This window comes from Dyadobacter tibetensis Y620-1, assembly GCF_000566685.1.
Taxonomy (GTDB): Bacteria; Bacteroidota; Bacteroidia; order Cytophagales; family Spirosomataceae; genus Dyadobacter; species Dyadobacter tibetensis.
In genome coordinates, this window is record NZ_AZQN01000014.1 from 20,999 (window position 1) to 34,974 (window position 13,976).

The 13,976-nt window shown below is 47.1% G+C and carries 11 protein-coding genes, 1 pseudogene and 1 riboswitch; of the genes and pseudogenes, 1 reads left to right on the forward strand and 11 read right to left on the reverse strand.

The genetic code is table 11. The features are described 5' to 3' along the window. Positions 1 to 179: 179 nt before the first annotated feature. Complete coding sequence (locus tag X939_RS22755; RefSeq protein WP_131694772.1) at positions 180 to 611, forward strand: DUF6804 family protein; 432 nt, start codon at positions 180 to 182, stop codon at positions 609 to 611. Positions 612 to 2,867: 2,256 nt separating this feature from the next. Here X939_RS22755 and X939_RS0121400 read toward each other — a convergent pair. The 11 genes and pseudogenes from X939_RS0121400 to X939_RS22760 all read right to left on the reverse strand — a co-directional run. Beyond that, positions 2,868 to 3,473, reverse strand: a complete 606-nt coding sequence (locus X939_RS0121400) for a GNAT family N-acetyltransferase (protein WP_044200295.1) — start codon at positions 3,471 to 3,473, stop codon at positions 2,868 to 2,870. Positions 3,474 to 3,522: 49 nt separating this feature from the next. Further along, positions 3,523 to 3,828 (reverse strand): hypothetical protein, encoded by a 306-nt coding sequence (locus X939_RS0121405; protein WP_025765321.1) that lies wholly within the window; start codon positions 3,826 to 3,828, stop codon positions 3,523 to 3,525. A gap of 217 nt (positions 3,829 to 4,045) precedes the next feature. Next, a complete protein-coding gene (locus X939_RS0121410; RefSeq protein ID WP_025765322.1) occupies positions 4,046 to 4,444 on the reverse strand; it encodes a nuclear transport factor 2 family protein in 399 nt (132 codons plus the stop codon). A 68-nt stretch (positions 4,445 to 4,512) separates the two neighbouring features. Continuing rightward, on the reverse strand, positions 4,513 to 4,917 hold the full coding sequence (locus tag X939_RS0121415; RefSeq protein WP_025765323.1) for a hypothetical protein: 405 nt from the start codon (positions 4,915 to 4,917) through the stop codon (positions 4,513 to 4,515). Positions 4,918 to 4,998: 81 nt separating this feature from the next. Beyond that, the gene (locus X939_RS0121425; RefSeq protein WP_025765324.1) at positions 4,999 to 6,036 is read right to left on the reverse strand and encodes an ABC transporter ATP-binding protein; all 1,038 of its coding nucleotides are present in this window, start codon (positions 6,034 to 6,036) and stop codon (positions 4,999 to 5,001) included. After that, positions 6,033 to 7,124, reverse strand: a complete 1,092-nt coding sequence (locus X939_RS0121430; protein WP_025765325.1) for a FecCD family ABC transporter permease — start codon at positions 7,122 to 7,124, stop codon at positions 6,033 to 6,035. Before X939_RS0121430 ends, X939_RS0121425 begins: the two co-directional genes overlap by 4 nt. Beyond that, positions 7,121 to 8,332 (reverse strand): ABC transporter substrate-binding protein, encoded by a 1,212-nt coding sequence (locus X939_RS0121435; protein WP_025765326.1) that lies wholly within the window; start codon positions 8,330 to 8,332, stop codon positions 7,121 to 7,123. The genes X939_RS0121430 and X939_RS0121435 overlap by 4 nt, the downstream gene beginning before the upstream one ends. Positions 8,333 to 8,368: 36 nt before the next feature. Then, a riboswitch (cobalamin riboswitch) is annotated at positions 8,369 to 8,570 on the reverse strand. A gap of 141 nt (positions 8,571 to 8,711) precedes the next feature. Then, positions 8,712 to 10,862, reverse strand: a complete 2,151-nt coding sequence (locus X939_RS0121445; RefSeq protein ID WP_025765328.1) for a PA14 domain-containing protein — start codon at positions 10,860 to 10,862, stop codon at positions 8,712 to 8,714. Positions 10,863 to 10,880: 18 nt separating this feature from the next. Further along, positions 10,881 to 12,893, reverse strand: coding sequence for an esterase/lipase family protein (locus tag X939_RS0121450; RefSeq protein ID WP_025765329.1), 2,013 nt, complete (start codon positions 12,891 to 12,893; stop codon positions 10,881 to 10,883). A gap of 130 nt (positions 12,894 to 13,023) precedes the next feature. Further along, positions 13,024 to 13,455 carry a peptidase associated/transthyretin-like domain-containing protein gene (locus X939_RS0121455; protein ID WP_025765330.1) on the reverse strand — a complete coding sequence of 144 codons (432 nt, stop codon included), beginning with the start codon at positions 13,453 to 13,455 and terminating at the stop codon, positions 13,024 to 13,026. Between the two features lie 154 nt (positions 13,456 to 13,609). Beyond that, positions 13,610 to 13,976, reverse strand: a pseudogene (locus X939_RS22760) (hypothetical protein); the annotation flags it as partial.

A 13,976-nucleotide genomic window follows, 5' to 3' on the forward strand; every position in this document is an offset into this window, starting at 1 on the left:
AATAATGATAAGTCTCTGATATACAGTGAGTATATATATTTAATATTGGGCCATCCAGTCGGCTCTTCGGTATCTACTAATAAAGAGGCATAACCTACCAAGGAACAGTCATCAATAGTGCCGGGCAGCAGGGAAAAGACTGGGTTAGATAGTTGGTATTTACTATCAGTAACAAAAAAGTGAAAGAGGGATTGATTATCTTAGGAAAATCGATATTATTGTGGAAAAATAGAAGTTTAGGGAAGAGCACTAGGTTTGTAAATCAGGGTGCAGTTTGTAAATTAAAAACATATTTTCAAGATATGAAATATTTATATCTAGTATGTGCAGGTCTTTTATTTCTGGCCTTAGCAAACTTACCTATTGGTTATTATACATTCTTAAGAATAATTGTATCAATTGGCGCTATTGTCGTGGTTGTAGAAGAGTGGAAGAATGGATATAATTTTTGGGTTATTTCATTTGGAATAATAGCTGTTGTTTTTAATCCGTTGATACCCATATATTTATACAAAAAAGACAGTTGGGTTATAATTGATGCAGTTGTGGCCGTGCTTTTTTTGATCAAATCGTTAACCCAAAAAAATATAACGGAAGAGAAGCCCAGATAATGGTGGTGCACTATAATATTCATCGGGCACTTAATTATTGAAACGTCAATAGGTTTAGGTGAAAAAATTGGGAAATTAGTACATGCAACATTTATGGCAAATAGGAAATTGGAGCAATAAATTCGTACACGCTGGAATATCAAACGGCACTATGATAAGCACCTGATAGCTGAATAATAAGAAGAAATTACAAAGTCTTTTACTCATCACTATATTTTAATCACTAATGAATGTTGCTCTCCTGCGATTGATCAGTATTGCTTACTTATTAATACCTAATATAATTTTTGCAGTTGGATGGTACAAATGGCAATTATCCGTTCCGGTTTCTATAGGCCTACTTTATCTACTGTTTCTGGAAATAAAACAAACCAAATTCGGGGATAAAATTATTTTCGAGTGGAAGGATTATGTCTTTCTCATAGTCTTTTCGCTACTTTGGACTATAATGTGTGGAATAGGCGGATTGGGGTATGAAACAAATGATTATTGGGCTCATAATGCGAGATATAATGACCTTTATCAGAATGCATGGCCAATATACTTTCCGCAAAAAGGAAGATTCGCATGCTACTATTTCGGATTCTTTCTAGTACCAGCCCTATTCTCAAAAATGTTCAATGAATTGTCTATATCCGTATTATTTTTATGGACAACATTAGGGTATGTCTTGGGTTTATCGTGGATCTATCGTATGATAGGTAAGAGTCGATGGCTGCTATTTATTTTTATTTTTATGGGTTGGTTCGGGCATCCTATAGCCGTAATTCTATCAAGAACTACAACACTAAATGTTCATTCCTTCCCATTTTTCCTTGACATCTGGTCGTTATTTTTGCAATCGTCCAATGTTCCTAATCAAGTTATTCCAATTCTGATAGCTAGTGGTATATTCCTGCACGATTCATTTGTTAAGAAATGTTTTCATGCCAGCTTCTTTCCAATTACGCTTTGTTTTATCTGGGCCATATTTCCTTCAGTAGTATTGGTGCTTATCTTTGCGCTATTTTTCTTTAGGGCCCTAGTAATTGAAAAAAACAACTTGTTCGCCCCCTCATCTCTATTCCAGCTTATTATTCCAGGGATACTATTTATTCCAAATTTTATTTATCTTCTCTCTTCTGATAGTATTCCGATATCTGGATTTATCTGGAACTTTGAGAGTTTCCCAAAGACGATTTTACATTTAAGTATAACTGTATGGGCCACCCTTCTTATTATGTACTCTTTAACACTATATTTAAGAAAATTTGATGATTTTTATCCTCTATGGTTTATTAATTCAGTTTATATTTTAATAATAATTTCCACTTGTTTTCGCATGGGGGTCATGAATGATTGGACCTCTCGTTCTACGATTACCTACATTATTCTAATGTCGGTAATCGTTCTTCGTGGAATTTCAGTCATAATGAATGGCCATTCAAATAATCGGTTTAAGATTTTTTCCATTCAGGCCCTAACAATAATATTTTTGCTTACGAATCATGCGCAGTTTTTTACATATCTAAGCCGTAACAATTATATTACACGAAAAATAAGTCCAGAACTAAGTACAAGTCCTAAAATCCCCTTTGATTATTATACGAGCACTTACGAAGCTGTTAAGGAACACTGCAGCGAGCTGGAAGCTAATCAATATCTGGGGAAAGCGAAGTCTCTGTATGAAGTTTACCTAGCTAAATAATAATTGTTTTTAACTGCTTGAAACCTTGGACCGGTTTAATGCTTAAACAGCAAAAAAAGAGTGTACACGAGTTGATTAAGAAGATTTAGGTTAGAGTATATTACTTGCAATCTGAGTATTACGGAGGGGTCATGCCAGTTAGATCGGTCAGACAGTATTACTTTTTAAAAATGGACAATTTTACAAAAAAAAGTATTTATTAGCTTATTCGCAAAACGATCGATATCGAACTATCCATTCAAGTTTATCTTCCTTTTCAATAGTTATTCAAAACTACGATTGTATTTGTCAAGGGAGGCCGAGGCAGGAGGTCACTTAATTACCCCTAGGGTTGCCAATTGCTTTAGCTTTGCAATTACGTATTGGTAAATGCTCCTTCTGTTGATAACAATAAACAATGCTGGACGGGAGGAGCAGAACAAATTTTGTACCAAAGCTCAATTTTTAGCATAAGTAGAAGACATTGTATTGCAATTTATCAAACTTCGAACGTATGGATCATGAACAGGGACCGCCCTGGCATTGGTTCGTGCTAAACCCTAAACCCTAAACCCTACAACCCCTAACCCCTACAACCCCCTTATCCAAAAAATCATCTGTTTCTCAGTCGCTTGTTTTTCGCCGATATCGAGCCAGGACATGGTGCATTGTAGATGGGGCATCTCGGTATACTGCCTTTTGAGCCAGAAGACGTTGTTGGGACGGTAGTCTGCTGGTTTGGCGGGGTGGCTGGGGCCTCTGTCTACCGAGCAGAAGCTGGTATGGGTATAGCTGCCAAAACTGGCGGCATGGGCCTCCCTTTCATCGAAAAAACGATGACCTATTCCCAGTCCCCGGTATTGGGGTAAGAGCAGACTTTCTCCAAAATAGAAAATGCGGCTGACCTCGTATCCCGCGTCCACAAAGGGTTTCTGCACCTCGGCCGTCTCTTGTGCCAGGGGGATGGCCGTGGTGGCGCCTACCATTCGATCCCCGTCAAAAACCGAAAAAACGAATGCCTGGCTACAGCTGGAGTATATTTTTAGATAATTCTGCTCGTAAGCGAGGTCCCCTTCGTAGAGGTAGGGATAGTCTTTAAAGACTCCTATACGCAGCAAGGCCAGCCCGGGAATCAGGGTCTCAATTTCCTGGCCCGTCTGGCTGATAAATCGGAGGTTGGCAATGGCTGGGTTCATAGTAGGAAAATAGATCTATTGAATTTAATATTCTGTCAATATGTAAATTTTATTTCTCCAAACTCGTCTGAATATATCTTTTGGGGAAGGTATACAAGGTTTTAAGTTTAACCTGCCGGCCAGGAATAGGTACCCCGCCGATATGTGCATTTTCAAATACGGGAATATGGACAAAGTGTATATACAATGAATCTTGAGAATCCTGTCCAAGATACCAGTCAGTGAAGCCCATACCCTCCAGCTGATCAATGGTGTTTTTTCCGGCACGAACGAGGTCAAGTTTAGATTTAGGCCAGAAACCATTCTCCGATCGGTAATCCAATACCAAATTATTGAAAGCATAGGTAGGTCCCAATTTTTTCTTAAGCTTCCGGGTGTTGAGAGGAGGGAGCTGGGCGCCCAGCCGGTCTAGGCAATAGGTAAAGGTTTTAGGTATTAGGCAATAGGCAATAGGCTTGCGCTACATTTAACCGCCCAACGGACCACCTTTAACCTTTAACTGTTAACTTTTACCCGCGCGGCGGACCGCCTTTAACTTTTATCCTTTAACTTTTAACCGCGCGGACAATTCTTCACGATACCAGACTAATCCAGTTGGTAAGGTTGTAGTAGGTCGTTACCCGACTAATTTTTCCATCCGTTACTTCCAGGAAGGCGGCGGCGGGAAGTACGTAGCGCTGTCCTCTGGCTTCCGGGAAGCCATCGTCGCCTTTTTTGTAGATGCCATTGACGACAAACTCTACCGAAATGCGTTTTCCGCTCGGCTCGGTAAAAAACACCATCTCCGACAATACCTCTTCATAGGAAGTGTCCATCATCTTTAGAAATTCGGTAAAGGCCGCTTTGCCATGGCGGGCTTCACCTTCGTTGGGCTCATGTTGGATGTCGGGGTGCACCAGTTCCAACATCCCCTGCCAGTCTTGGCGGTTAAAGGCTGCGTAATATTTTTGGGCTATTTCTAAAGCGTTCATCGTTTTTATGGTTGGATGTTAATGCTGGTGGAATTTTTACTTTTTCAGGGCGAATATAATTCTTAGAATTATTTAAAAGGGGCTTTGGTTAAAGAAACCTGTCCATTTGAATCTTTATGATATACGGCCAAACAGTTCGACTGAAATTCCGGGTCGATCTGTGGATCTTCTGCTTGAATAGACGTAGGGTGTCCGCCCTTGTCAGGGAAAAAATAAACGGTAGTCTCCCCATATTTGGTATAGGGCATCAGGTTGCCATAGGTTTCCAAGTCGGCTACGGCAATATCGGCCACGGTAGCGGCATAGATTCTGATAATGGGGCCGGTGTTATTGGGGTTTCGGTAGAGGGCTACCTCTTTAAAGTTTCCGGGAAGATCGGACCCCGTGGGTTGAGAGGTGGAGTCATAGATGATATAGCCTGCCAGAGCCGCTAATACCAAAAGACCGATCATTTTTACTTTTTTATTCAACATGACGAAAATGGAAGTTACAAGTAATAAACCTTACCTAGGGGCAAATGGTTGCGTACTGGATGGAAGGATTGGCGAATGGCCTTAGTCTTGCCTTGCCAGATAAATTTTTAGTCGGTCGATGAGGGCGCCCAGACTATGGAAAACGGTGCTGTCCTCTGCCTCCTGCCAGCGCCAGCGCCAGTTGTTTTGGTCGTCGGCTAGGATGGTGATCTGCCCGTTGGCAGGCACGGTCGACAGTTCGATCCCTTGTTTGCGTAGGGCTCGTTCCGTCCAGGCTAGCCCAAGGAGAGTGCCTGAGGCCGTTACACGGTGTGTAAGACTGGACGTACCGATCAGGAAGTTGCCGGTCTGATTGTCGAAACAGAGTCCCGAGCGGGAAAAGGCCGCTTCGAAGGCTCCGTTAAGGACCAGCTCTTCGGGGAGTCCTACATGAAAATGGTTCTGAGGACCGATCAGCCAAAGGTTGTCTGCCATGCGCAGGGCCAGGTCTAGTTCATGTGTCGAAATAAGGATGGCCTTCTGGGTCTTTCTTGCGAGTTCGTGTAGGAGCTGCATCATTTCAAGACGGTTGGGTAGGTCCAGGTGGGCCGTGGGTTCGTCCAGTATAATAACATCGGTATCCTGGGCGAGTGCCCGGGCGATCAATATTTTCTGCCTTTCCCCATCACTAAGCTGGTGGATGCGTCGCTGGGCTAGTGGTCTGGCACCGGAAACATCGAGTGCCCAGTCGATCATCTCCTTGTCGGTCGGAGTAAGTATTCCGAGCCAGTTGGTATAGGGAGTCCGACCCAGTGCCACCAATTCCATTCCAGTCATATTGCTGGCTTCTATGCGGTCGGTGAGCACCATGCTCATTTTCCGGGCAATATAGGCCGGCTCCTCGTGTAGGATGTTGGTGTCTCCCAGCATAACAGATCCCGATAGCGGAGCCTGCAAACCGGCAAGGGTACGCATCAATGTCGATTTCCCCGCCCCATTGGGGCCGAGCAGGCAGGTAAGCCTTCCGGGAGGTAGCTCCAGGCTAAGGCCTTCGAGAATGAGGGTCGGGGCCTTTGCTTTACCCTGCTGGTAGCCCACTGCCAGATTTTTCGTTCTGAGTGTTTCTGCTGTGGAGGTCATGGGGTCGTGCGTATTTTTTGATGACGGATAATGACCCAGATCACCACCGGCGCCCCCAGAAGAGAGGTGACGATATTGATGGGTAATACGGTAGCATTGCCCGGGAGTTGCGAAAGGATGTCGCAGACCAGCATCAGAATACTGGCGACCAGGCAGGAGGCAGGAATCAGGACCCGATGGTCGGAGCTGCCCAGTAGGGCCCGGGTCAGATGCGGTACCGCTATGCCGATAAAACCAATGGGGCCACAGAAGGCGGTGATGCTGCCTGTGAGAATACTGGTTCCCGAGAGGATGATGAGCCGTGAGCGTCCTACGGTAAGTCCCATGGTTCGCGCATAGTTATTCCCCAGCAAAAGTACGTTAAGGGCTTTGGAAGAGGAATAGGCAAGCAGCAGGCCGCAAACGACAATGCTGCTCAGAACATAAAGCTGGCTTCCATAGACCCCTCCCAGGGAGCCAAAGGTCCATAATATATACGATTGGAGTTGTTCTGGATTGCTATAATATTGCCAGATACTTACCACAGACAGGGTAATGGCTCCAATCATAAGTCCGACGATCAGCAATACGACATGATCGCGGATGCGGCCAGCAATGGCCAGGATTAGGAGCATAACCAAGGCCGAACCTGCAGAGGCCATGCCGATCACCAGCCAGCTTCCGGATAGTCCGAGCTCTCGAATGGCATACACCCCTGAGCTGCCCCCGCCTAGCATCACGACGGCCACGCCGAGACCGGCCCCTGCTGTAATGCCCAGCTCTGAAGGGCCAGCCAGAGGGTTTCGAAAGAGTGTCTGCATCTGTAGGCCGCTCACCGACAGGGCGCTGCCGGCGAGAATGGCTGTGATGGCTTTGGGGATACGGATTTTTTCGACGATCAACTGCCATGCCTGTACGCTAGACGCTCCACCGAAGATAATCTTGATGATTTCCTGAAAAGGGATATGTATCGATCCCAGCATGATGTCCAATATAAAACACAGTACAAGCAGGATGGAAAGGGCTATAAACCATAATCGGTGCTTTGGGCTCGATTGCGGGGTAGGGGGGCTCATGCGCGTGGCAGAGCGGATAGGACGCTCCTTCATTTCGGCAATTGCTTGTAATAGTATAAACGGTGGTTGGGGAGCAGGGTGGGATGCAGGATTTTGATCAGATCGGCAAGGACCAAATCTGGAGCGACCACGCCCGACTCAAAGAAATCGTTGGAGCCACGCTCGTTGACGCGGTTGTTATAGCTATACAACTTTCCCGCTTTCATCGCCTTAAAATCGGCGTAGCGCTGGTCTATGGCGATGAGGCCCTGCTGCGTATCGGAGGGGTCATATCCTACATTGAGCCATACGTCTGCATGAAGGGCTTTGGGATAAACGGATTCAAAATTCAGGGGGATGCTTCCATTGCCCTTCGTGCCTTTCCAGGGATAATTCCCGCCAGCATCGGTGAAGAATTGAGCCATATAATTCTCTCCCGATGGAAGATACCAGCTGTCTTTGGTGTTCAGACCTGTCAAGATGGTCGGTCTCGAGGCCGTTGGGGGAACCAAGGCGCTGAGACGGGCATATTCCTGCTCCACAGCGGCAAATTTACGGTTGACCAAAGCCTCCTTATTTAGCAGGGCCGCCATAAGCTTCACCCATTCAGCCCTTGCCAGAGGGGTGGTTTCCAGCCATTCGGCATTGGCAAGAATGGGTATACTGGCTTGTCTGAGTACGGGGAACTGCTGACGACTGCTTTCGGGCCCGCCCATGGACATGACCAGGTCGGGCTGCATCACCAGAAGCTTTTCCTGATTGATGCCCTGGTCGAGTCCAACCTCTTCAATTTGGCCATCGGCAATGCGCGCCAGCGTTTTGGGAGAATACACATATTGCAGATTGCCCAGACCACTGATCACAGTCTCGGACTCTAGAAAAGAGAGCAGTCCGATGTGCATAGACGAAAGGGCTACCAGTTTGCGCACAGGAATGTGGATGGTGGCTGCTTGCTCATAGCCCTCTGGCTTGGCCGTGCCCCGTTCTAGCAGTACATACTGGCTGGTATCGGCAGGGGTATAAATGCTCAATAACTTGTAGTGACTGAAATAGGCCAACGAAAATCCCCGGGCATGGTTCAGAGTGATCTTGTCGGGATATAGATCATCTTGGCCAGAAATAGATAAGGTGTCATGCTGCTGGGAATCGCTGTTTTGGCAGCCAGACAGCAGCAATGTGGATAGCGATAAGCTGGTCAGGACTGCTTTTAAGGCGTTATAATAAGATGGCCAGCATCTGTAAAGGGCTTTTTTGGAATTCATCGTAATGGGGCTGGCTTTTCTTCCGAAAGCGTTGCTGAAACAATTATTTTACAGGCAGGTCTTCTGACTTCCCCCGTTCAGGAACGGCCTTCCCATCTTCATTTACAGACAGTGGCACTGGTGTTCGGTGAATCGGAATGGGGGTTACAGCAGCGGAGACTGTTCCGGACTTACACCGGTATTCCCTTTTAAAGCTTCAGGCCATGGGCCCTTTGCTACCCTTTTCTGCTGCAAACATACTAAGAATTGCAATGGAAATCGGCATTAAAAATCGATGGGGAATTTTACTAGCTATAGCCAATTGGGTATGCAAAGAGCCCTGAAGTGATTCGGGGCTCTTTGCATGCCTAACTTTACTGCTTACTCGATTTTTAGCACATTACTTCAACACCAGTATTTTTTTAACTTTTATGCCATTGGCTTTTCGGAGCTCTACCAGGTATATTCCTGCACTGGAATCCGCTAATTTTACTTTTTCCTGGTGCGTTCCTTTACCGACCAAACTCCGCTCGAAAATCGCATTCCCCGTTGTTTCATATACCGTAAGGGTTGCTTTTTCGCCAATAGGCAAGTCGAAATCTACGTTGAACTCTCCATTGTTGGGATTAGGAGAAACTATAAGTAGGGTATTGGTTTGCGTTTCCATTTCTGGTGTTTCCAACTCAGCTTCTTGTACGCCAATCCTAGCACCAGAGGAACAATTGATTGTTCGTGGAGAATTGTTAAGCACAAAGCTACATCCAGACACCCGAGCAGATAGGACTCTGTTTTGACCATTTTTCAAAGAGGATGGCGTGTTGATTTCAAATCCGTGCACTCCGTTGCCTATGCCGGCATTCAATAAATCCTGCCGGAAATTCGCTGCTGGTATATTGCTTTGAATTACAGTGCTACCTTCCAAAATATCAATATTGACGGGGGTGTTAGGGTTGCTGTAATCATAAGCCCATCCGCCCATGGTTCCACAGTTTGCACCATCGAAGTGACCATTCAAGGTAGTACAGTTTATGGTCGTGTTCCCTCCCGGTTTGGTATAATTGAAAGCCACCGTGCCCGTGCCAGTACAATTTAAGACATCCACTTTTAAGGTATAATTTCCCGTATATACACCGGACGGAACCGTAAAGGGCACAGTGGCTGCCGTTACGTTTTCCGTTCCACTGGCCACCACGGTGCTACCAGATAGCATAGACCAGCTGACCTGGGACACACTACAAGAATTGAACTGAAACGATGCCGTGTATTGCCCGCTGTTTTGGGTAGCACTTAGCAATGAAAAACCGCAGTCGCAGGTGGAGGGGGGATTGCCAACCGTGATACTCGTGGTGGCCGTTTTGTTGGGACATCCACTTTTGCTTCCTGTTACCGTATAGGTGTAACTACCTGCTGAGCCAGGAGCTGTAATACTTAAAGGAGTAGCACTTCCCGAGATCCCGTTGCCGCTCCATGCATAGCTTACCCCACTGCAATTGGCACCCGAGCAGCTGTAATTGAGTTGCAATCCTTGATTTGCCGAAGGGTTTGAATTGCTGTTACCAGCCGAAATGTTAAAATCACAACTAGATGGATTCACCACGGTACCGAATGGCGCAAGCCTGTTGCCGGGTATTGGCCTTTCCAAAGATCCGTTGGGCAGCTGCCATCCTACGGCCAGATTGTCCCCACCGCTTCCTTCTTTCATACGGGCTTCAATATAATATTTTTGGTTTGCCTGCAAGGTTATAGGGAAGGATCGTTGCGTTGAAAACCAACTCCACTCTCTTGAAGGTGTCCATGCAGAATGGAAGGCAATCAGTTCCGAGTTATCTGGATTTTGATCAGAACTTAACCATAGTTCGGCATTGTCGTCACCGGCAAGCCAGAACGTGTATATACCTGTTGTGGGAGGGCATATATATCCACGCATCCGCACACCATAGTTATCGGCTATGTCCGAAGGTGCTTCAAACATATTTAGATTCTGGGTTACCGAAGCATTGTTCTGGAAGTTGTTGCTGCCATTGATCAGCTCGTCGATAGTGTTGCCGCTTATCCCATCCCATCGCTGGTAGGTGATACTGCCCAATCCTGCGCACGTGGATGGCGGTGCGCTGCCCTGCGGATCGGTGGCTGCGAAACAATTGGCACCCTCTACCGACAGCCCGTTGGCCATAAGCCTTTCTCTCGAAATGAAGGTTCCGTTGTCCAGTACCGCTACCCAGACCCCATTGGCCTTTACGGCATAACAGGCTTGCTGGGTATCCGTCAGTATAGTAATTAGGCTGCCGTTGTCCTCATCCGTAGGGCAGGTACCCGGGTTTATACGGCACCCTCCGTAGATTTCCACGGTGGTGTTGGTCGCAATCCGGCCCCAGCCTCCGGGATATTGCCTGACGGCCCTTACATTGTAGAAGCCCGTCGGCAAGGTGCCATAGTTCCAGCGCCCCCTACCACCTGAGTCCAGTGTTATTGTTACATAGTAGCCGTTGGGTCCTGTGATTTCTATAAACTGCTCATAGAGGACCGATCCGTCTAAAAGTGCTACCATCATATGGTAAGGCATGTTGTTCTAGGGACCCGGGGTCCATTTGCACAGACGTGCGGGCAAAGGATGGTATCCCCATATAAAATCACTCCTGAGATACGCTGCTGTTACAGCCGGAGGCGGCGGCAGCACACAGGAAGCCAGGGTACCATCGGCACGCAGGCCCAGCTCCCGCAGCGCAAGGGTGTTCCAGTGAACTGCGATATCTGCAGGGAAAGCATGTTGGAAATTGAAATCGTTGTCTCCATAAATAGCCTTAAAGGGAGTCAATGCCGGGTTAATGACCTGGTTCTGTATGTTGACAATGTTGCCCGCTACGGAAAAGGTATAGGCGTCGTCGGAGCCGAGCGCGCCCCGGTAGTCGATGGAGCTGAACACCGGCATAAAGGTAAACTTGGGACTGACCGAATTGGTGACGCCTTTAAAATCGATAGGGTCACTGCTGCTAAACCCTCCGGGCAGCCGGTCATAGTTGTAAGGCAGAGTGGCCTTAAAATCGGAAAAGCCAAAGGGTGTTAAGAAACTGGATGTCCAGGCATCGAGCAGATCCGTATTTTGGCCTGGTACGTTGCTATATACCCGCACGTTTCCGCCACCTAGGAAAGTCCTGACTTTGATGTCCAGCAGTTTTTCGCCGGGGTTTAGCAAATTTCCGTTTTGGTTTCTCTGTCTGGCACCGTTGATGCTTCCATTGAGCATGGCCACGTTGCGGCTTAGGGACGGGTAGCCGCCGTTCCCCAGATTGGCCAGGCTCTGCCTGAAGCTGGTGAAATCCGGATGACGGAGGATGCCGTTGTGGTAAATCAGCATCTGTTTGGCCGCCGGGGAGTCAATGGACCTTACCTCCCGCGAAAGCAAATAAGCAATAGGCGTGGCCCAGCCCCCCAGGGAACCCAGGCTCCTGCGCAGCGCCACCAGCCCAGGAGCGGTGTTGGCACCCTGGTGGGGCGTATCAAAGGCCACAAAAAGTTTGACTTTGTGTGGCGTTCCAGCATTTTCCATTTCCCTCAGGGCATAACGTGCCACCAGGCCGCTCATGCTTTCGCCGATCACAATGAGGCTATCCCCCGCAGGTATCCGGTTTTTTATTTCGATAATCAGCCGTTTCAGTACCTGGGCGTTATCCTGAATGGCCGCCTGACCATTGTTGTAATTCAGAAACACGAGGTCGTAACCATGGTTAAGGAAGGTGGAGAGGTAGGGGTAGTATTTGGCCAACAAATCGTCGATACCCGTTTTCTGATCGATATCAAACCCCTCCATGATGATGATGGGTTTGTTGAATACGCGGTCGCATCCGTTGTAGATCGCAAACTCTCCGTTGATGACAAATTCCGATTCACGCCCGTTGGGGGAATTTTCAGCGGGAATGGTCCCGGTCAAATCCGGCTGCAAACGTTCGAGCATTTTGACCTGTAAAATACAACGGGTGATATACACCCCCCTGTCGGTGACCAGCCTGATGCTGATCGCCACTTCACCCAGGGCGTCGAAGCGGTGAGATACCAGCTCATCTTTCATGGCGAAAGTATGCCATCCTTTTCCATCCTGAAAATCGATGCCTATACTTTCGATCTTGTTTTTATTGTTGGCATATACCAGCGCTTTACCAAATAGAAACTGCACATCGCCCTGGAAGATCTCCTCCTGCAAAAGCCCTGCTGCAATTAGTTCCAGGGATTCATACCCACTGATGTCTGCCTTTTTGCCTTCCTTGTGTGCCTTCATGTTGTCCTGCACCTGTGCTTCGCTCAGCATCAGGGCGTCCAGGTTGATGATGCCAACAGGCACCACCTGGCTGGTTGTGATCTCTTTCCGCTGTCTTTTCAGGATCTTTTCTATGGCATCGGGTTTCTTTTTGTTTTCCATATCGCCCCGCTCGGCCAGGTCAATCAGGTCAGGCAGCATTCCCGGAGGCAGAAACGTGACGGTGGCACCATCCCGGTCCTTTTCCCGGTTCTGAAAAGGGGCCAGCATTTCTTCAATGACGATGGCCTTGTTAAGCACCACCTTTTCTTTCAACCCGGAAACATCCATCCGGTCCTAGGCTTTGGTATTTTCTTCTTCGAAGGTCTGGGCATGCAGCCCTACAGTGAAAAGGCAAAGCCGGGACGCGCAGTCAAAAGGGTGCTTGTAAAACGCACCATACGGGTCAATATTATGGTTTTCATCTTTTTCTAAATTGATAGTTCAGGATTGTGGATTTACCCCAGTCAGAACGGGGAATAGAATAGGGAGATGCCTCTGGTTGATACTGACCTTCTAATAACAGGTATACTTCGTAATTTTGGTTGTCTATAATTACTTTGGAAGTAGTTATACTAAATAGTCTAACATCATCTGTATCCTTAGGGACAATAGAGGAAAAGCGGTAGGTTCCATCTTTGTCTGTTTCTATAGTCAGATCAAAAGTGGGAATGCCGGACCAACCTCTATTGTCTACACCGTAAAAGCTCAATCCTGCCCCTTCCAGAGGCAGGCCGTTCTCGTCTATTACCTTCCCGGTCACAATCGTGGGGGCGTCAGGCAATTTTTCCTTGCAGGAACTAGCCAAAAAGAGTGGCAGGGCCAAAAACTGTAATAGTTGTCTTCGTTTCATCGTCATATAGGTTTAATGTTGATAAGTGTTTTCTTCTTCGAAGGTCTGGGTATGCAGCCCGGTAATCAAAAGGCAAAACAAAAGGGCGATCATCAAACACGCCATGCGGTTCACCCTGTTCGGAGCCACCCTATGCGGGGCAATAATATTGTTTTCATAGTTTCTTGAATTGATAGTTGATGATGGTGGTTTTACCCCAGTCTGAACGGGGAATAAAGTGTGGCGATGTTACTGGAGTATAATTGCCCTCAAGAAAAATATAAGGAACATATTCTCCAACATTGCCTATTGGTGCTTGCAATGTGAACGTCGGAAGTATTCTAACCTCATCTGTATCCTTAGGTACAATCTCGGAAAATCGGTAGCTTCCATTCTTGTCCGTTTCTATCACTGTACTAAACGTAGGAACGCCGGACCAACCCCTATTGTCTGCACCTGTTAGTCTCAATCCTGCCCCTTCCAGAGGCCGGCCGTTCTCGTCAATCACCTGCCCGGTTACAATCGTGGGGGCGGTAGGCAGT